This is a genomic window from Streptomyces sp. enrichment culture, from assembly GCF_964272855.1.
GTDB lineage: Bacteria > Actinomycetota > Actinomycetes > Streptomycetales > Streptomycetaceae > Streptomyces.
Genome location: NZ_OZ186847.1, coordinates 918,974 through 937,447, shown reverse-complemented (window position 1 = coordinate 937,447; position 18,474 = coordinate 918,974). Strand labels below are relative to the sequence as shown.

General features: G+C 66.4%; 17 protein-coding genes. 15 read left to right on the top strand and 2 right to left on the bottom strand.

Annotated features, from left to right (window positions below; translation table 11 throughout):
* Positions 1-13: 13 nt before the first annotated feature.
* Complete coding sequence (locus ACSU6L_RS04000; RefSeq protein WP_437053574.1) at positions 14-859, bottom strand: aminoglycoside phosphotransferase family protein; 846 nt, start codon at positions 857-859, stop codon at positions 14-16.
* A gap of 519 nt (positions 860-1,378) precedes the next feature.
* Here ACSU6L_RS04000 and ACSU6L_RS03995 point away from each other — a divergent pair.
* Positions 1,379-2,614: an MFS transporter gene (locus ACSU6L_RS03995; RefSeq protein ID WP_437053572.1), complete on the top strand. Its 1,236-nt coding sequence runs from the start codon at positions 1,379-1,381 to the stop codon at positions 2,612-2,614.
* On the opposite strand, the gene ACSU6L_RS03990 is transcribed toward ACSU6L_RS03995, so the two are convergent.
* Entirely contained in the window at positions 2,603-3,931 is a 1,329-nt protein-coding gene (locus tag ACSU6L_RS03990; protein ID WP_437053570.1) for an ATP-grasp domain-containing protein, read from the bottom strand. The two genes, ACSU6L_RS03995 and ACSU6L_RS03990, sit on opposite strands and share 12 nt — an antisense overlap.
* An 853-nt stretch (positions 3,932-4,784) precedes the next feature.
* On the opposite strand from ACSU6L_RS03990, the gene ACSU6L_RS03985 reads away from it, so the two are divergent.
* From ACSU6L_RS03985 to ACSU6L_RS03920, 14 genes are all read left to right on the top strand, one after another.
* Positions 4,785-5,729 carry a ribose-phosphate diphosphokinase gene (locus tag ACSU6L_RS03985; protein ID WP_437053568.1) on the top strand — a complete coding sequence of 315 codons (945 nt, stop codon included), beginning with the start codon at positions 4,785-4,787 and terminating at the stop codon, positions 5,727-5,729.
* A 112-nt stretch (positions 5,730-5,841) separates the two neighbouring features.
* Positions 5,842-6,945, top strand: coding sequence for an LOG family protein (locus ACSU6L_RS03980; RefSeq protein ID WP_437053566.1), 1,104 nt, complete (start codon positions 5,842-5,844; stop codon positions 6,943-6,945).
* Complete coding sequence (locus tag ACSU6L_RS03975) at positions 6,942-8,678, top strand: NHL repeat-containing protein (RefSeq protein WP_437053564.1); 1,737 nt, start codon at positions 6,942-6,944, stop codon at positions 8,676-8,678. The genes ACSU6L_RS03980 and ACSU6L_RS03975 overlap by 4 nt, the downstream gene beginning before the upstream one ends.
* Positions 8,668-9,483, top strand: a complete 816-nt coding sequence (locus ACSU6L_RS03970; RefSeq protein ID WP_437053562.1) for a hypothetical protein — start codon at positions 8,668-8,670, stop codon at positions 9,481-9,483. Before ACSU6L_RS03975 ends, ACSU6L_RS03970 begins: the two co-directional genes overlap by 11 nt.
* Positions 9,484-9,531: 48 nt before the next feature.
* Positions 9,532-10,623, top strand: coding sequence for a 4-hydroxyphenylpyruvate dioxygenase (hppD, locus tag ACSU6L_RS03965; protein ID WP_437053560.1), 1,092 nt, complete (start codon positions 9,532-9,534; stop codon positions 10,621-10,623).
* Positions 10,595-11,731: an alpha-hydroxy acid oxidase gene (locus tag ACSU6L_RS03960; RefSeq protein WP_437053558.1), complete on the top strand. Its 1,137-nt coding sequence runs from the start codon at positions 10,595-10,597 to the stop codon at positions 11,729-11,731. The genes hppD and ACSU6L_RS03960 overlap by 29 nt, the downstream gene beginning before the upstream one ends.
* Before the next feature lie 68 nt (positions 11,732-11,799).
* Entirely contained in the window at positions 11,800-13,059 is a 1,260-nt protein-coding gene (locus ACSU6L_RS03955; RefSeq protein WP_437053556.1) for a PLP-dependent aminotransferase family protein, read from the top strand.
* Between the two features lie 42 nt (positions 13,060-13,101).
* Entirely contained in the window at positions 13,102-13,536 is a 435-nt protein-coding gene (locus ACSU6L_RS03950) for a thiamine pyrophosphate-binding protein (protein ID WP_437053554.1), read from the top strand.
* Entirely contained in the window at positions 13,533-13,907 is a 375-nt protein-coding gene (locus tag ACSU6L_RS03945) for a nuclear transport factor 2 family protein (protein ID WP_437053552.1), read from the top strand. The genes ACSU6L_RS03950 and ACSU6L_RS03945 overlap by 4 nt, the downstream gene beginning before the upstream one ends.
* 49 nt (positions 13,908-13,956) lie before the next feature.
* Positions 13,957-14,511, top strand: coding sequence for a hypoxanthine phosphoribosyltransferase (gene hpt, locus ACSU6L_RS03940; protein ID WP_437053550.1), 555 nt, complete (start codon positions 13,957-13,959; stop codon positions 14,509-14,511).
* Positions 14,512-14,586: 75 nt separating this feature from the next.
* Complete coding sequence (locus tag ACSU6L_RS03935) at positions 14,587-15,852, top strand: FAD-dependent oxidoreductase (RefSeq protein ID WP_437053548.1); 1,266 nt, start codon at positions 14,587-14,589, stop codon at positions 15,850-15,852.
* Entirely contained in the window at positions 15,849-16,337 is a 489-nt protein-coding gene (locus tag ACSU6L_RS03930; protein WP_437053546.1) for a nucleotide triphosphate diphosphatase NUDT15, read from the top strand. Before ACSU6L_RS03935 ends, ACSU6L_RS03930 begins: the two co-directional genes overlap by 4 nt.
* On the top strand, positions 16,334-17,011 hold the full coding sequence (locus tag ACSU6L_RS03925) for an HAD family hydrolase (RefSeq protein WP_437053544.1): 678 nt from the start codon (positions 16,334-16,336) through the stop codon (positions 17,009-17,011). The genes ACSU6L_RS03930 and ACSU6L_RS03925 overlap by 4 nt, the downstream gene beginning before the upstream one ends.
* Entirely contained in the window at positions 17,008-18,456 is a 1,449-nt protein-coding gene (locus ACSU6L_RS03920; protein ID WP_437053542.1) for an MFS transporter, read from the top strand. Before ACSU6L_RS03925 ends, ACSU6L_RS03920 begins: the two co-directional genes overlap by 4 nt.
* Positions 18,457-18,474: the final 18 nt, after the last annotated feature.

The following is an 18,474-nucleotide window of genomic DNA, read 5'->3' as shown; positions in this document are numbered from 1 at the left end:
GCGCTGTTCCTGTTCACGAGTGTTCTTCAGTGCCTGTCAGTGCCCAGGTACCGTCAGCCATGCGGCCCAGCCAGCGCGGTGCGCCCGAGCCGTAGTAGTCCGTCAGCGCCGTTGGGGCGGTGATGTCGGCCAAGGACTGCCACATCAGGGCCCGAGGGATGCTGGCCAACCGCAGCGCCGCGGTGATCGTCGCATCGGTTTCCGCGCTGCGCGCCGGCTGCCCCAGGCCGGACAGATAGGCATCCACGAGGCGTTTTACCTGGGCCGGGGTGTCACCTCTGCGACGGGCGGCGTACAAGGGGTACAGCAGGCTCCCGAAAGGATGAGTCACGACGGCGTCGGCCCAGTCGATGATCACGAAGGCGGCTCCGCCGGACTCGCGCAATACATTGCCCAGATGCAGATCATCGTGCTGGATGCTGGCGGGCACGCCGGTGTCGCGCAGTCGAGCGCACCACTCTTCGAGCTGCGGCCGCATGGCGGCGATCCGGTGGAGCAGCTCTGTGCGGCTGTTCATGCCAGGCCTGTCGAGGAGTATGTCGAGATGGCTCATCAGCCGCTCGGGACGCAAATCCGGCACACCCAGGCCGATCAGCTCGTCGGTGTTCTTCGCGATCTCGCGCTGCATCGCGCCGTACTGTTCGAGAACCGCTTCCCAGAGGTGCCGGGCCCGGTCGGGGTCTCCGTCCACACTCGGTAGCGTCAGCGCACCTCGGGTCACGAACCACCCATCGGCCTCGTCGTGGACAACCACCTCGGGGACGACCGGACCCAAGCGGTCGCGCAGGAAGGCCACGAGTGAGGCCTCGTGGCGCGCCAGGCCTGTGGTGCATTTCAACCACAGCCATCCGTCGTCCACGGGCACACGGTAGACGCTGGCCCATGGACGCTCGTGCACCGGAACGGCAGGACCACGGCGCTGCGCCAGGTGCGCGGGAAGGCGCGCGGACAGCCAGGCTTCGACGGTGTTCGTCGTTGAGGACAAAATGACTCCGGCTCTGCAGATGCCGCTCGGGGGACCAGGTTGCATGTAGCGCAGGCCTGGCCGCACCGGAGGCGATTCTGGACGAACGCGGTCTTGACTCGTGGGCGCGGCGTCTGCGTGGTAAAAAGTTCGCCGCCCGCCGCCTGGATTGCCGCGCTCGCGTGTGATCATGTTGACTGTATGAACAGTACGGGCAAATGCCGACTCGGACAACGAGCCTTCCGGCGGTCGAGACGAGCGAAGTAAGACATGACGGCTGCAGGAGTCCCTGATCCGTGACGATCTCCGGCGAAGGCCGCTTGCCCGAAATCTCCTCCCTGCGCGAACTGTGAGCAGAGTCCTTTGTCGCTTGGTTTGCGCCGGGCATAGACATGAATTGAGGGGTATTCACTCGTGTCCAGGTTTGAGCGCGCCACCGGTGCTATACGGCAGCGTGATTTCCGGCTGCTCTGGGCAGCTCAGTCACTGTCCACTGCGGGCGATGCCGTGGCCTCCGTCGCCGTGCCCTTCGCTGTCCTTGAAGTCGGCGGCTCGGTCAGCCAGGTGGGTATGGTTCTAGCGGTGAGAGCCCTGGTACGGCTAGTGCTAGTGCTCGTGGGGGGAGTGTGGTCGGACCGTCTTCCCCGGCGTCTGGTCGCGCTTGCCACATTCCTTCTCGGCGCCACTGTCCAACTGCTGGTAGCCCTTCTCCTTTGGACTGGTCACTGCCGAATGTGGCACCTGGTCCTGGCGGCGGCGGTTCTCGGTGCTGGTTTCGCCTTTTCCCAGCCGGCATTGACGGCGATGCTCCGAGAAAGTGTTCCAGCGTCCCAGATCCAGCCCGCTAGTTCGCTGAACAGTCTTACCCGAAGCATCGCGGACGTCGTGGGGCCGGCGATCGGCGGCGTGCTGCTCGCGTACGTCGGGGTCCCCCTTGTTTACCTGGTGGACGGCCTCAGTTTCCTGCTCGCCGCAAGCATTCTCGTTCTCTACACGGCCAAGGTGGCGCCTGGGAAACGCCAGGATTTCGTCGCAGATTTGCGGGCTGGCTGGGTGGAGGTGCGTGGCCGCGGCTGGTTCGTGATGAACATCATCGCGCACGCCTGCTGGAACATGGGCTTCTCCGCGTTCCTAGTCATTGCTCCGGTACTGAGCGGGTCGGAGTTCGGTGGGGCGAAGGCGTGGGGGGTGATGTCCGCCGGGCTCGGCGTCGGCGCGGTCGCGGGCTGCCTCATATCGCTGACGTGGGCACCGCGGAGGCCGCTGGTCGTCGCCAACGCCGCGCTGCTTCCAGGCGCGCTGCCGCTGCTGAGCCTGGGGCACGGGCTGCCTCTAGCCGTTGTCGTTGTGTGCTGCGGGCTCAGCAGTCTGGGCCTTGCCGTTCTTAACGAGGTGTGGACGGCGGTCGTGAGTCAATCGTTCCCCATGGAGGTAATGGGGCGCGTCAACTCCTACGACCTCATGCTGAGCATGGCAGCGCTGCCTTTCGGTATGGCTGTCTCAGGTCCGCTCTCCACCTGGATCGGTGCCGAGGCGACCCTGAGCCTGGCCGCCGCCGTGCTGGCTCTCCCCTGTCTCGCCGTCATCTGTATGCCGCAGGTACGGTCCTTCCGGTTCGACCGGCAAGGTCTGGTCGTCTCACGCTCCTGAGCCCGGCAGTGAGCGGCGCAGAGTGAAGGCCGAGCCGTCCTGCTTCTGGAAGTCGTACTCCAGCAAGGCGAGCGCCGTGTCCAGTACCTCGAACATCGCTTTGTGGTCCGGCGCTTCGCCCTGGAGATCGGCCAGGCGCTGGGTACCAATGCCGCCGGGCAAGACGTCTCCCGGTCGCACATGCGCGAGGTAGCGGACCACGCCGGGCACCCTCCGCACTTCGGCGAGGCCCCGGGCAGCCGTCATTCGACAGGGCTCGGCCGGTGCGAGATAGATGTATTGGAAGCACACCCGATCTGGTCGGGCTTGCGCCAGGCCGGCCGGCGCGTTCAGTGCCAGCAGCCCGCCGGCCCTCACCGGATTCCCCGCGCCCGCCCGCACCGAAAGGTCCTGGACGTTACCGCCCAGTCGGCCGTTCACCTCGATGACGCGAGGACCGTCGGGCGTGAGTTTGATCTCGGTGTGGGTGATACCCCGTTCGACACCCAGCGCCATCAGCGCCTTGTCGGTCAGCTGACGGACCGTGGCCTCCTCCTCCGGTGTGAGCGCGGAGGGCCAGAACTGTCCGCGCTCGCGGAAGGGGTGCTCCAGGGGGAACTTTCCGGTCACGGCGATGTGCGTCACCCCTTGGGGCACCGACACGCTTTCCACGGACACGTAGTCGCCGTAGGGTGTCGATGGCCGTCCGCGCAGGAACTCCTCGACCACGAGCGGAACGACCAGCTCTCCGGCAACCGTCATCTCGTTCTGGATGCGCGCGGCGTCGTCGGTGGACCGCACGAAGAATGTGTTTCTGCTGCCCTCACCGCGCACCGGCTTGACCACGGCCGGAAGCCCCACGGTGGCCCATGCGTCCTTCCAGTCCCGTGGTTCGCGCACGAGAGCGGTGCGTACTGGGCTAACGCCCGCGGTGTTCAGTACGGAACGCTGTTTGTGTTTGTCCGTCAATGCCAGCGCGGTCGACGGTGAATGGAAGGGCAGTCCCAGCCGCTGGGCGATCGCTGCGGTGATCCGCAGCCGGGACTCGGAGAACGTCACGATGCCGGACGGCGAGAGCGCCCTGAGCGCCTCGGCGTCGCGTTCCTCGTCCTCCGACAGCTCCACTACGATGCCCAGCTCGCCGAGCGTGGGCAGCAGGGCTTCAGTGAAGTCCGACTGTGGCACCGCAAATACCAGGCGTGCGACATCGCCGAGGCCGACCGCCAGGTCCGCCGCTGTGGCGGCTCCCTTGTCGAACACCACGATCAGCACGGGAAGGCCGCCGGACAGTCCCCCGGACCGGGTGACGGAGGCATCGGACAAGCTGTCTTGGGACACCTGTGGATCTCTTTCTAGGCGATGTGGGCCGAGCCCGAGGCACTACGCCGGCGCAGCGGTGACGGCGGCCGAACGCCCCGCGCGATGCGCCGTTCGGGCCGGTGCGGCGATCCACGCGAGCTTGCTATGGGGCCTACACGTGTGGAGTCCGCGGAGCGCGGCAGTAAGCACATCCCGATGGCCAACCAGACGTGGAGACCATGTGCCTTCTCGGCCCCTTTGCAGGTACACGCCAATGACCCGATAGCACATCTGGCCGGAACGCGTCCCAAGTACTCCGACTCGGGCTCGAACCCACATTCTCAGTCAGCCGGATGGCAGGCGCAAGCGTTCCGCTTCATGCGAGTGGACGAGTGTACGTCGACGCACTTGGTGGAGTGCTCTCCTCACCCCTCGGACGTGTGTGCCATCAACTTGGCGTCGCTGCCGGGAAGGATTTCGGCGGGAATGACCGGCACGCCCAGTCGCGCCAATTGACCGCCTTCCGTACCGCGCGACGGGCGACCGGCCCGGGTACTGAGCACAAGGCCCCGAGCTTCCCGCGAGAATCCTGATGAAGTCAGGACAGGAGGCGGGATATCCCGCTGAACGGACACGACTCCGGCGCCTCGGACGAACCGTCGAGTGGTCGACGCGTGAGCGTGGCCACAGTTCCGTGCGTCGTCCATGAATCGGCCTGGCGCTGCTTGCGCAGAAAAGACCAGGTCACCGGGCATGTGCTCAAGCGGCGTGCAGCACAGGCAAGTTGACGTCCGTGGACAAACGGATGGTCAAAAGGCATGCGGAGCGTGGCCAGATGATCGTCTCTGTGTCAGCATGATCTGACCCAAGTGATCTTCTCAGGGAGCCGTTGGTGAAGGACATCGTTGTATTCGGTGGGAGTGCCCACCCCGAGCTCACGGCAGAGGTATGTGCTCACCTCGAAGTCACTCAGAGCCCGGTCTCGGTGAGTCGCTTCGCCAACGACTGCCTTGAGGTACAGCTACAGGCCAACTGCCGAGAGCGGGACGTCTTCCTGATCCAGCCGCTCGTCGCGCCGGTGCAGGAGCACCTCTTCGAACTCCTCCTCATGTGCGACGCGGCTCGGGGTGCGTCCGCTGGCCGCATCACGGTCGTCATGCCTCACTATGCCTATGCCCGTTCCGACAAGAAGGATGCTCCGCGTATCTCTATCGGTGGCCGTCTCGTTGCCGATCTGCTGACTTCGGCGGGTGCCAACCGGGTCCTCGCGATGACCCTGCACTCGCCCCAGGTACACGGATTCTTCTCGGTGCCGGTCGACCATCTGCACGCTCTGCGGGAACTGGCCTCGCACTTCCGGCAGTACGACCTGTCGAGGACCACCGTGGTCTCCCCGGACCTGGGCAATGCCAAGGAAGCGGCCGCCTTCGCGCGATTGCTGGGAGCCAAGGTGGCCGCCGGCGCCAAGCAGCGCTTCCCCGACGACCGGGTCAGCATCAGCCATGTGATCGGTGACATCGCCGGCCAGGACGTCATCGTCCTGGACGATGAGATCGCCAAGGGCAGCACAGTGCTGGAACTCCTCGGAAAGCTGCGGGAACTGGGCCCGCGGTCCATCCGGGTCGCTTGCACCCATGGTCTCTTCGCGGCCGGTGCCCTGAAGCGGCTGTCGGAGCAGGGAGACGTACTGGAAATCGTCTGCACCAACACGGTTCCCATCCCCGCGGAACAGGTCACCGGCAAGCTGCGGGTCCTGTCCGTCGCCCCTGCCCTCGCCGAGGCCATGCGCCGTATCCACAACGGTGAGTCCGTGAGCGCTCTGTTCGACGCTTCCTGAGCGGCCTCGCATAGCAACGCGGTCTTCTCCCGCTCCACAGACCGGTTACCCGCGGCGTGTCGACCCAACTTCGCGCGCGTCTTCATGCCCTTTGATGTGAGGAGTCTTCGGTATGCCCACCATCACGTCCCTCGACGCATTCGACCATTGGGCCGCGTCGGACAGGGAGGACGAAGCACGTGTCCACGAAGTGGATCTGACCGGGCGTACGGAGGTTCTCCTGCAGCTTGCCGGGCGGCCGCACCATCGGACTGCCTTCCTCGGATGCCCGATGGATTCGCAAGCCGAGAGCGAGTTGCGCAAGGCAGGCGCTCTGGTGTTGTCCTCCGCCCCCGAGCTGCCTTTCAATCCGTACCGGCTCGACCTCTACACCTCGGCCGAACTCCTGCAGGGCATCGAAGGGATGCCGTACGAGCAGACCCCGGACGCGCGTGTTCGGGAGTGGGCGCACAAGGTCGCGGACACAGTGGGTGTCCACGACGGCATCCTCAAGGGTCTGCACGACAGCGCGATGACGGCCGCCCTGCACAGGTACGTGGCGGGCAAGCGGATCGTGGGCATCATGGGCGGACACTCGCTCAATCGCGGCACCGATGGGTTCGCCGCGGCGGCGCGTCTTGGCCGTACGCTGGCCAGGCACGGCTTCGTCGTCGGGACGGAAGGCGGCCCCGGCGCCATGGAGGCCGCCAACCTCGGTGCCTACCTCGCCGACGCAGACGACCACGTGCTGGACAGCGCACTCGGCCGCCTGGCCGCCATCCCTGACGTGGAGCCCTCGGTCACTGACTGGGCGCGGTCCGCCTTCGAGGTGCGGGACCTGCACCCGGCCGGCGCGCACAGCACCGCCTCCCTGGGCGTGGCGCCCTGGACCAACGTCTACGGCGAGGACCCCGCCAACGCGTTCACCACCGTCATGGCCAAGTTCCTCACCCGTACCCTGGAAGACTTCGGCGTGCTGGGGCTGGCCAACGCCGGCCTGGTCTTCCTGCCCGGTGCGGCGGGCACTGTCCAGGAGATATTCGAGGCCGCGATGCCGAGCTATTACACCGACGGCCCGATCAGGCCTATCATCCTGGTCGGCAAGGAGCACTGGACGACGAAGCTGCCGGCCTGGGCGTTGCTCAGCGCGCTCGGAGAGGGGCGGCGTCTCGGCGGGCGGATCAGTCTCGTCGACGACGTCGAGTCGGCCGTGGCCCTGCTGCGAGAGGCATCGTGAAACGGGAGTCTCTCGACCAATACCGGCTGGTCCGGCAATGGGGTGTCGAGCACCCCGCGGACAGCGACGCGTCACCCCTAGCGTTCCCGTTCCTCGGCCAGCGCACGGCGGACGGGACGTATCTGATCGTAGACCGCAGGCTCCCCGAGAACCAGCTGATCGAAGTGTCTGCCGAAGGGGAGACGGTATGGAGCCTGAGCGCTCCGCCGCGGATGAACTTCGCCCACCGGATTGACACCGAGAGTGTCCTCTTCTGTCAAGGGACCGATCTGTACTGGGCCGACCGCTCCGGCCGCCGGACCCTGCACCGGCCGCTTCCGGTCACCCGGGCATTCAACTGCGGCTCGGTGCTGGATGACCGGCTGCTCCTCGCCGGGGACGACGGGATACTCCTGCTCACGCTCGACGGGAGGCTGCTGCGTCATCTGAAACCGAGCGAAGACAGTTTCATCGAACCCTCGGACGTGCAGTTGTTGCCGTCGGGCAACATCCTCATGTCCGACGCGCTCACCTGTTGCGCGATCGAGCTGGACGAGTACGGGCGGCGCGTTCGGATCTTCGGTCAGTGGCGGCGTCCGGGGCTGCGTCACGGCCGGGTCGGGGCACCGTACTCCGCCTGCCGGCTCCAGGACGGCCGGACCATCGTCGCGGACTGGCGCGGCAGTCGGCTCGCCGAGTTCGATACCGACGGTCGCTGGGTGCGTGACCTGCCGGGCATCGGCCGCGGCTTGACCGCGGGGCCGTCCTACGTGCGCCAGCTGCCTGACGGGGACCTGCTGGTCACGGAGACTGTCCACCGCCGACTCGTCGTGCGCTCGACAGAGGGCGAGGTGCGCTGGGAATACGGGCCGAGGACCCTTCCACGCCACACGCTTTCCTTCCCGCGCACGGTCCAGCCGCTGCGGGCATCGGACGACCTATTGGTGTGCGACACCTATGCCGACAGAGTAGCGTCCATCGATCCCTCGGGTGCCGAGCGGTGGGCCTTCGGCGAAGGAATGGGGCTGAACCTGCCCCGTTCGGCCCGGCAGGGGGAGGACGGCCGGATCGCTCTGTCCGATGGCCTCAACGGACGAGTCCTCGTCCTCGACGACTTGGGCCAGGTCACACGCGAGATCGACAAGGTGTCGTCCGACGGCCTACCTGTCCGTCTGATGGACCCGCACTACGCGGAACTGCTTCCGGGCGGTGTTCTGCTGATCGTCGACTCCGACCTCGAACGGGTCCTGTTGGTCGGCGAGGACGACACGGTGCTTCGCCAGTGGGGTGCTGGGGAGGAGCGGCTGTCCGACCCGCATCAGGCATGTCTGCTGGCCGACGGCGGAATCGTCGTCGCCGACTCCGCGAACGACCGCGTCGTCGAGTTCGACGCTGACGGAAACCTGCGGTACCAGATCGCCGGCACCGCTCTCACCGGCACGGGGGACCACCGTCCGCTGCTCTATCCGCGATTTGCCATGCCCATGCCTGACGGCAGCGGGGCGCTCCTGATCGTGGACACGGACGCGTGTCGCTTGACGGCCGCGACGCGCGATGGGGAACGGCTTTGGTCGGTAGGGCCGGTGCTCGACATCGAGGCCATTCCCGCAGCGGTACCCGAACTGCGCGTGCCGAAGTACGCGGCATTTGGCCAGCGCGGCCGGATTCTTGTCGCCGACTACCTGAACAGCCGGATCGCCGAACTCACAGCGCGGCCGGAGCCTATGGAGGGACCAGCGGAACATGACGTCTGATGAGCACTTCCCGGACATCGGCGTCCTGAAGCAACGCGGACTGCTTCCCGAGACGTACGACTGCGTCTATGTCACGGGATCCATCATCCGGGGCTGGGGGAACGCCGGTAGCGACTACGACCTGTACGTGATTTCCGACCGTCCCTGGGCGAGCGACACCGCTGACTTCGTGAAGGGGACGAACGGCCGGCACCCCATAGCGCTGGAGACGACCAAGGTCGCGGAGCGGGCCTGGGACCTCGAATATTGGCTGTCGGAGCAGGTCGAAGCGCTGCTCGCCCGAGTTGGCTGGGATGAATACCGGAGGCACGGTGCGTCCGCCGGTCCGGTGACCGTTCCTGAACGCGACTTCCTCGAAAGGCTCTTGTACGCGGTGCCGCTGCACGGTGCCGACTGGTGGCAAGAGCACCGGGAGCGGGTGGAGCAGTCGGCGTTCCAGGCGATCATGGTAGGACGTGCTGCCAGGCTGGCAGGGGAAGCCATTGAGGACGCCGTGGGCATGCTGCGGTCAGGGGACCACCGGAGCGCTGTACTGGCCGCCCGGATCGCCTTCACCTACGTCGTCGACGCGCTTCTGACCGCCGCAGGGGACTATTCCCGCAACCCGAAATGGCATGCACGGCGATTCCAAGAAGTGGAGCCGACGCTGCTCAGCAGCGACGAGTACTGGGCTATCGAGACCATGCGCGACTACTCGGAGGACCGGCCCGAAGCCTGGGTCGAACACGTTCTCGATGTCTGCAGGCGCATTTCCAAGGCTGTGTCAGCCGACGAGAGGTGGGCCGGACCGGCGACCACAGGGTGAGGCGGCTCCGACAACCGACCACTGGGACCATGTGAAGGTGGGCAATCAATGCAATACGCGCATCGTGCGACGCTGCACCATGTGGAATTCTATGTGTCCGACGCCGAAGCACGCGCCGCGGAGATGGTGGAGGTCTACGGCTTCCGGGTGTGCGGCCGCAATGTCGCCGACGACCACCGGTCGGTGGCCGTACGGCAGGGCGACATAACCTTCGTCTACACACAGGCCCTCACTCCCGAACATGCCGCTCATGCGTATACCGACACGCACGGTGACGCACCGGCGGTGATCTGGCTGGCATGTGACGACGCCCGCGCCGCATTCCAGGAGGCCGTGGCCGCGGGTGCGGGAGCGTTGCAGGAGCCCGTGGAGGACTCCGTCTCCGGGTGCGTCACGGCAACGATCCGGGCCTTCGGCAACGTCCGGCACACCTTCCTGCAGTGGCTTCCCGTCGCGGACCGGAAGCACATCGCGCCGGGAATCATCGCCTCGGCTCAGGACCGGCCGCACGAGGGCGTGGGCCTGTTGGCGGTGGACCACTTCGCTGTGTGTGTGCCGACGGGGCATCTGGACGCCACCATCGCCTACTACGAACAGGCTTTGGGTTTTCGGAAGATCTTCGAAGAGCAAATTATCGTCGGACGTCAGTCGATGCTCTCGCAGGTGGTGCAGAACGCCGCGGGCGATGTCACGCTCACCATCATCGAGCCCGACACCACCCGGGAGCCCGGGCAGATCGACAAGTTCATCCGTGACCACGGTGGCGCAGGCGTTCAGCACATCGCGTTCTCCTGCCGTGACGTGGTCGACTCCGTACGGACGCTGCGGGCCGCGGGCGTCGTCTTCCTCAGCAGCCCGGACACTTATTACGAAAACCTCCCCAAGCGGCTGAGTCTCCGCAAGTACGACGTCGCTGAACTGCGGGATCTGGGGCTGCTCGCCGACAGTGACCACGCCGGACAGTTGTTCCAGATATTCACCCGGTCCACACACCCGCGTGGCACCTTCTTCCTGGAACTCATCGAGCGGCTTGGCGCCGAGACGTTCGGAAGCGGCAACATCAAGGCGCTCTACGAGGCGGTCGAGCAGGACATGACGGCTCCAGCGTCCGGTGGCGGAGGCACCGTCCGTGAGCACTGATCTCGAAGCGCTGTACGACCTCCACGATGTGGCGAGGGCTGCCGAGCAGCGCGTTCCACGCCCCGTCTGGGACTTCATCGAGGGCGGCAGTGGTCAGGAAGGATCGCTGCGGGCCAACCACTCCGTCCTGGACTCCGTCTTCCTGGTGCCAAGGGTCCTTCAAGCATCGGCGCAACCGAACATGGGCACCCGGCTTCTGGGCGCGCCAGTCGCGCTTCCTCTCGTAGTCGCGCCCATGGCGTATCAGCGGCTTGTTCACCCCGAGGGGGAAGTCGCCGTCGGCCGGGCGGCGAGGGCGGCGGGAGTCCCCTTCGTCGTGCCCATGCTGAGCAGCGTCCCTGTTGAGCGAATCGCCGAGGGCGCCGGCACGCTGTGGCTCCAGCTGTACTGGCTGCGCGACCGGGGGCTCCTCACAGAGCTGGTGGACCGAGCCAAGGCCGCTGGCTGCGCCGCGCTGATGGTGACGGTCGACGTCCCCCGTATGGGCAGGCGCCTGCGTGACGTCCGCAACGCCTTCGCACTGCCCGAGGACGTCGGCGCCGTCCATCTCTCCGACGCTGACATGCTCGCGGCTCAGCACCAGGTGCCGGGTCGGTCGGCGGTGGCTTCCCATACGCGCCAGTCCTTCGACCCCGCCTTCGACTGGTCCTGCCTGGAGTGGCTCCGCAGCCACACGGATCTGCCCATCGTGGTCAAAGGAGTCCTCGATCCCCGCGACGCGGTACTCGCCGAGTCCCTCGGGGCGCATGCCGTCGTCGTCTCCAATCACGGCGGACGCCAGTTGGACGGAGCCGTGCCGGGGTTCTCCGTGCTTCCCGCAGTCAGGGAGGCCGTCAGCGAGGCATGCGAAGTGTGGGTCGACGGAGGCTTCCGGTCGGGCGTCGACGTGCTCAAAGCACTCGCAAGCGGTGCGACCGCCGCCTTGATCGGGCGCCCGGTGCTGTGGGGACTCGCTCTCGGCGGAGAGGACGGCGTCGGCAAGGTCCTCGACCTTCTGCGGGACGAACTGGAGGATGCCTTGGCCCTGTCGGGCTGCGCCGATCTCGAAGCAGCCGCCGGACTAGGACTCGTGGGCGAACTTCCGCGGCGGCTGGAGAGGCACCAATGACCCATCATCCATACTGGTTTGACCGAGCAGAACTGCATGGGTCCCTCGCCGACCCGGCGATGGAGTCGATGAACTTCCTGAACCAGATCGCCGAACAGTACCCCACCGCCCTGTCGCTGGCTGCCGGCCGTCCCACCGAGGCTGTCTTCGACCTGGCCGACCTTCCGCGTCACCTGGAGACCTTCTGTCGTTACCTGCGGGAGGAGAGGAACGCCACGGAGAGCGATGTCCGACGGACCGTATTCCAGTACGGGAGGACCAAGGGCATCATCCATGAACTGATCGCGGCTAACCTCCGCGTGGACGAAGGGATCGATGTCGACCCGGAGGCCGTTGTCGTCACCGTAGGATGCCAGGAGGCGATGTTCCTCGCACTCAGGGCCCTGCGCCGGGACGAACGGGACGTTCTGTTGGCGGTGTCGCCCACCTACGTGGGGATAGCGGGGGCTGCCCGACTGGTCGACATGAAGCTGCTGCCCGTACGCGAGGGCGCGGATGGCGTACTCCTCGATGATCTCGCGGCACAGGTACGGGCGGCCCGTGCTGCGGGGCTGCGCCCACGGGCGCTGTACCTGATCCCAGACTTCGCGAACCCATCGGGCCTGACCATGCCTCTGCACGCTCGGCACAGCCTGTTGGCAGCGGCTCGTGAACTGGGGCTGCTCCTTCTGGAGGACAACCCCTACGGTCTCTTCCGGGCCGACGGTGGTGAGCGACTGCCCACGCTCAAATCCTTGGACACGACCAGTCAAGTGGTGTACTTGGGGTCGCTGGCGAAGACAGCATTCCCCGGTGCGCGAGTCGGCTACGTGGTGGCAGACCAGACCGTCCGCTCGCCCGGTACCGGCCGTTCACTGCTGGCCGACGAGATGGCCAAGATCAAGAGCATGTTGACGGTCAACACGTCACCCATGGCCCAGGCGCTCGTCGGCGGCAAGCTGCTGGAGAGCGACTGCAGCCTGGTGAAGGCCAACGCCGACACCATTGCCGGATACAGCCGCAACCTCGAACGACTGCTGACGGGACTTCAGGACCGCTTCGGCCACCAACCCGGGATTTCCTGGAGTCGGCCGATCGGAGGGTTCTTCAGCGTGGTCACCGTACCTTTCCAAGTCGACAACACCACGCTCGAGTACTCAGCTAGTGAGCACCGGTTGCTCTGGACACCCATGAGCCACTTCTACCAAGGTGAGGGCGGGGAACGGCAGTTGAGACTAAGTGTGAGTTCGGTAGTGCCGGAGCAGATCGATCTCGGGCTGGACAGACTGCGTTCTCTGGTCGATGACCTGTCCGCGAACCCCGGCTTTGAACGATCGACCGGCGGCTGAGGTGCCGCACCACAGCGCTCTGACCTCTTGCTCACTGAGCACATGAGGAAGATGACACATTTCGTGAATATGCCGACCCAGGTCTCCGGTGCCCGTAGGCTTGTTGCTGCACTCGCCGAGATGGAAATCCAGGTTGTCTTTGGTGTTCCCGGGGATACGGGAATCGCCTTTTACGACCAATTAGCCGCCGCTACCGATGTCATCCGGCATGTGCTGACACGCGACGAGCGTCATGCCGCGTACATGCCGGACGGATACGCCCGTAGTACCGGCAGGCTTGCGGCGTGCGAGGCCTCGAGCGGGGCGGGGGCTGTCTACCTGGCCAGCGGGCTGGCCGAGGCCTACGCCTCCAGCGTGATGGGCCCGACGGTTCTTCTTCCTACGAGTTCGAGTACGCGGACAGGGATGATGCGTGCCCACCGCGTCACTCGCCTGACCTGGGGTGCACAGAACCGCGTGCAGAAGGGGACGATGTGATTTCACAGACGACGGACATCCGGTCCGCCGAGAATCTGGTGACGGAGCTCTTCTCCATCATCGATGCGGCACGCTGGGACGACCTCGGCCGTGTCTTCGCCGAGGATTGTGTCTACGACCGTCCCGGCTACGAGTCGCTGCGCGGCTTGGCACAGATCGAGCAGTTCTACCGCGTCGAGCGCATCGTCGCTGTCGGCCGTCATGACGTTCGGCACGTCGTGAGTGACCTGGCGGTTGTCGCCTGCTGGGGCCGGTTCACCGGTACCAGCCGCACCGGCGAGCACCTCGACGAGCAGTTCGCGGACACATACAACGTCCGTGACGGCAAGATCTTCAGCCGACGGACCTACTTCTTCCGGCCGGCAATCTGATGCCGACCAACAGGGGGATGCCTCCGACCGGCCACCAGGGGGATGAGGCGTGACTGCCCACGAGGAACTCGGTCGTGTGATGTTAACGAGCCAGCAGATAGCGGATCGTGTCCGCCAGCTCGGCACCGAGATCACCCGGGACTACCGAGGCCGGGATCTGGTGATCATCGGCGTGCTCAAGGGGGCGGCCGCCTTCACGGTCGACCTGGCTCGGGCCATTGATCTGCCCGTCGTCATGGACTGGACCGCAGTATCGACATACGGACGGGGCAGCACAGCGGGAACGCCCACGCTGCTCAAGGACATCGGTGAAGAACTGGCCGGACGTGACGTCCTGGTCATCGAGGACATCCTGGATTCCGGCGCCACGCTCTCGTGGCTCATGGCACGGTTGCGGAAGCAGGCTCCCGCCTCGGTGAATTGTTGCGTGCTGCTTCGCAAGCCCCACACCGTCGCGAAGCCGGTGGAGCCCCGGTACGTCGGATTCGACATCACCGAACACTGGGTCGCCGGCTACGGCATCGACTACGCCGAGCGGCACCGCAACCTCAGCGACATCCACGAGGTGCGCCTTCCTTCAGCCGCGCTGTCGGCATCTGCCTGAAGAACCTCCACATCAAAGATGCTGCCCGACGCCCAACTGGCCGAGCAGTGACCAGTCATGCCTGCTTGGAGAATCGTGGAAACCTTCGATCTTGTCATCATCGGTGCCGGTCCCGCCGGACTCGCTGCCGCGCAGCGACTTGCCGGATCGTCCTACCGTGTTGCGCTCGTCGACGGCGGGAAGCCGGTCGGCGAGCGAGACCGGCATGCCGCGGCCGATATGACGCGCGGACACGGCGGGGCTGGCCTGTTCTCGGACGGAAAGTTCTCGTTCTTCCCCTCGGCCAGCGAGTTGTGGACGCTGCCTCGTTCCGCCGATCTGCGGGTCGCGTACGACTGGACCTGCGAACTGCTCGGCTCCTATGGACTCGACACTCCTCCGTTCCCCTCTGATCCCTCGTCCTTCACGGTGGGCCGTGGTGAATGGGTTCTCAAGGAATACCCCTCGGACTACCTCTCGCTGGAGGCGCGCCTGCGGCTCACCGCCGACATGGTCGCCGCCACGGACGCCACTGTCCTTACCGAGACCGAGGTGGTGAAGGCCGAGTACGAGCCCGCCACCGACGTGTTCCGGCTGACGCTCAGTGACTCCAAGGGGCAGGAGTCGCAGGTGCTGGCTCGTCGCTTGGTCCTGGCCAGCGGCCGGTTCGGCCCCCTCGGCCTGCGAGCCCTCACGGACGAGCGGTCGTTCCGCCGTCTGGAGGTCGGGTTCCGTATCGAGCAGCCGGCCGCCCAGGCGTTCTTCAAGGACATGAAGCAGCTCGATCCGAAGCTCCGCTTCCGCGAGCAGGACGGCAGCGTGGAATGGCGTACATTCTGCGCCTGCCGGGACGGCGAGGCGGCGCTGACCGAGACGCAGGGGCTGTGGACCGTGTCCGGCCGCTCAGACTGCCCGCCGACCGGCCGGTCCAACGTGGGCTTCAACACCCGCATCCTGGACGAGGCAGTAGCGACACGGGCCATGGCACTCGCGCTTGCCGCGATGGCGAAGGAGGAGTCCTACTTCACGCTGTCCCTGGACGCGCTCATGGACAGCGAGCGGGAGACGGTTGCCGCATTCGAAGGGGTCTACGGGCCTGAGCTGCGTGAGATCATGGTGCAGGGTCTGTCCCGGCTGGCGGCTGCTTACCCTGTCATTCGGGACAGCGGTACACAGCTGATCGGCCCCACTCTGGAAGGCGTTGGCTGGTATCCGAAGGTCGACGGTGACCTCAGGCTCCTCGACACCCCCGCCTGGGTGGCCGGCGACGCATGCGGACTGTTCCGCGGCATAGTCGCGGCCATGATCAGCGGCCATTATGCGGCCGACTCCGCACTGCTGGAACTGGAAGTGCTGCGATGACAGCGTCTGTGAAACGCCGTGAACCGGTCGTCGGTGTCGGGGCCATCGTGATGCGGCCCGACGGTGCTGTGCTGATCGGGCACCGGATCAAACGCGGTGAGACCGCGTCCTGGTGCCTGCCCGGCGGACACGTCGAGGCGGGTGAGGACTTCGAGACCGCCGCCGTGCGGGAGATCGCCGAGGAGAGTGGCATCCGGGAGGTCACCGGGGCACGGGTGTTCGCCGTCGTGCTCCACACCGACGCGGAGCGAACCCAGGTGACCGCCGGTGTGGTGGCGCGGCCGACGGACGAGGGTGCCGTGGCGGCCACTTTGGAGCCCGAGGTCTTCGACCGCTGGGTTTGGGCCAGACCCGAGGAGCTCCCCGTTCCGCTGTTCCCCGCGAGCGCCGCACTGCTCGCGGTCTGGCAGGAAAAGCCCGTGCCCGAGGGATGGACGGTGTATCCGGCCGCCGCCACGGTCGCGTCTGCGGAGGAAGGACAGTGAGCCGCATCCATGTCTTCGACATGGACGGCACCTTGCTGCGTGGGACCACCGCCAGCCTGGAAATCGCGCGTCGCCTGGGGTGTCTGCCCGACCTGATCCGGCTGGAGGCGGAGTTCACACGCGGCGCGGTCGACACCCGTGGTTTTGCGGCGGAGGTCTGCCGATTGTGGCAGGACCTGACCCCCGAGCTGGTGGCAGACGTCTTCACACGGGCGCCTTGGATCGGCGGGATGGCGGAAGTGCTTGCGGACATCCGCCACCGCAGTGAGCGGTCGATCGTGGTGACGATGTCGCCGGACTTCTTCGCGGACCGGCTGAGGGCTTATGGGGTCGACGAGGTGGTCGCCTCCGGGTTTCCCTCTCTGCCGTTTTGCACCGCGCCCGATCCCAGAAGGATCCTTTCGCCCGCGGATAAGGTCACGGCTGTGGACCGGGTCTGTAGGGCCCTGGGGCTCGGCCGGGACTCCTGCATTGCTTACGGAGACTCCGCTTCGGACATCCCCTTGTTCCGAGAGCTGAGCCACACCATGGCCGTGAACGCCGATGACGCCCTGCGTGGGCTCGCCCGCTCCCAGTACGACGGTGACGACTTGCGGGTGGCCTACCGGATCGCCCGGGCTCAGCCACCCGCCCGCGGCAAACTGCTCTCTCCCGACTCCAAGGAGCATCAGTGACCCCCAGTTCCCGGGCAGACACGGACGGTTTCCGGTTCGACGCGCGCGCATGGACCAAGCTGCTGGTGCTGTGCACTGCCGTCCTCTTCGAGGGGATGAGCCTGTCGAGCATCAATGTGCAGCTGGCCGGTATCCAGCGCTCACTCGACCTGCGGCCCGACCAGCTCCAGTTGGTCGCGAGTTCGTTCCTCACCATGTACGCGGCGCTGCTCCTGGCCGGCGGCAAATGCGCGGACCAGTGGGGGCACCGCCGGATGTTCCTGACCGGCGTGGGAATCTTCGGTATAGGATCGCTCGGCGCGGCGCTGTCCCAAGAGGCAGTCCTGCTCATCACGGCCCGGGCCGTCCAGGGAGTCGGCGCCGCGATCACCGCGCCCGCGGCTGTTGCCCTGATCGTCCGGGGATTCCCGGAAGGAGCCGCGCGCAACCGAGCACTTGGAGTCTTCAGCGCCATGGGCGCGGCGGGCTTCTCGCTCGGTGTCGTCATCGGCGGCCTCCTGACCCAAGGAGTCGGCTGGCGCGGGGCCTTCCTCCTCTACGTCCCCTTGGGCCTGGCGGTCCTGGCCACCAGCGTACGCGTACTCGAACGCGAGACCGACACGAGGACACCGCAAAGCCGGATGCCTTGGCTGCCTGCCCTTCTGATCACCGGTGGGCTTGTCGCTGTTGTATACGCCGTGGGTCGCGTCGGCACCGGCTCCCTTGCCGAGATCGCGCTGAGCGCAGCCGTGGGCACGGGGGGAGTCATCACGTTCCTCATCGTCCAGGCCAAGGCCCCGGTGCCGCTGCTGCCCCTCTCTCTCATCACCAACCGCCGCATGGCAGCAGCCTGTCTCGCACTCGCCGGTGCCTTCGCGGCGATCACAGGCGCCCTGTTCCTCGTGGCAACCGAACTGCAGGAACACAAGGGATACTCGGCGCTGACAGCCGGACTGGCCTTCCTGCCGCAAGGACTCGCCGTGGGCCTTCTGTCCACACCGGCCGCCCGCATGGCCAACCGCAGGCCCGCGTCCCGGCTGCTGCTCGTCGGACTCGCTGTCATCACCGCCGGGCAGCTGCTGTACACCACCGTGGAGCACGGCAGTTACGCCACACACCTACTGCCCGCGGCCCTCCTGGTTGGCACGGGCATCGCCGTCGCCTACCCGGCAGCGGTGATGCTCGCCAGCGCGGCTGCGTCCCTCGATGACCAGGGCACCGCGTCAGGGTTCCTGGTCACCTGCCAACAGGCAGGCGGAGCCATCGGGGTCGCGGCTGTGACCGGCATCCAAAGCATCGCCCCCGGCACCTTCTGGACCGGCCCGTACAGCTTGTGGGGGTGCTTCACCTTCGCCGCCGCGTCGCTGCTCGGCTGCCTCCTGCTCCTGCTCCCGGAGAAGGGCCGCAAGCACAACGCGATGACCGGGACACAACACACCGCGATACCTGCGGAACAAACCCACTGATCCATGGGCCCTGCGCGC

What these genes read in the sequence shown, in the direction of transcription:
- ACSU6L_RS03955 (WP_437053556.1), top strand. Translation starts at nt 11,800, where the DNA reads ATGAACTTCCTGAACCAGATCGCCGAACAGTACCCCACCGCCCTGTCG.
- ACSU6L_RS03950 (WP_437053554.1), top strand. Translation starts at nt 13,102, where the DNA reads ATGAGGAAGATGACACATTTCGTGAATATGCCGACCCAGGTCTCCGGT.
- ACSU6L_RS03930 (WP_437053546.1), top strand. Translation starts at nt 15,849, where the DNA reads ATGACAGCGTCTGTGAAACGCCGTGAACCGGTCGTCGGTGTCGGGGCC.
- hppD (WP_437053560.1), top strand. Translation starts at nt 9,532, where the DNA reads ATGCAATACGCGCATCGTGCGACGCTGCACCATGTGGAATTCTATGTG.
- ACSU6L_RS03980 (WP_437053566.1), top strand. Translation starts at nt 5,842, where the DNA reads ATGCCCACCATCACGTCCCTCGACGCATTCGACCATTGGGCCGCGTCG.
- ACSU6L_RS03970 (WP_437053562.1), top strand. Translation starts at nt 8,668, where the DNA reads ATGACGTCTGATGAGCACTTCCCGGACATCGGCGTCCTGAAGCAACGC.